The sequence below is a fragment of the Streptomyces sp. B93 genome, from assembly GCF_018070565.1.
Lineage (GTDB): Bacteria > Actinomycetota > Actinomycetes > Streptomycetales > Streptomycetaceae > Streptomyces.
Genome location: NZ_JAGPXL010000133.1, coordinates 1 through 397 on the forward strand (window position 1 = coordinate 1; position 397 = coordinate 397).

1 protein-coding gene is annotated in these 397 nt (G+C 71.3%); it reads left to right on the top strand.

What is annotated here, in order from left to right; translation table 11 throughout:
- The coding region (locus KBY47_RS36260; protein ID WP_210928898.1) for an FMN-binding protein at window positions 1-397 on the top strand (397 nt) is incomplete at both ends.

Below are 397 nucleotides of genomic sequence, written 5' to 3' on the forward strand. Positions count from 1 at the left end.
ACCGCCGACGCCGTACCCAAACTCAACCAGGCCGCCGTCACCGCCGGAACCGCCGACATCGACGCCGTGTCAGGAGCCACCTACACCAGCGGCGGATACAAGGAATCCCTGCAATCGGCAGTGGACCGGATGGGGGCCGAGGGCGGCGGGGCGCAGGACCCACAGGCCGGTGGCGGCGCCGCGCAGGAGCCCGAGAGCACCACCCGTACCGTCACCGGCGAGGTGGCCCAGACGCAGTACGGGCCCGTGCAGGTCCGCATCACCGTCGAAGGCGGACGCATCATCCAGGCCGAAGCCGTCCAGGCACCCAGCGGCGGCAAGAGCACCGAGGTCACCGCCGACGCCGTACCCAAACTCAACCAGGCCGCCGTCACCGCCGGAACCGCCGACATCGACG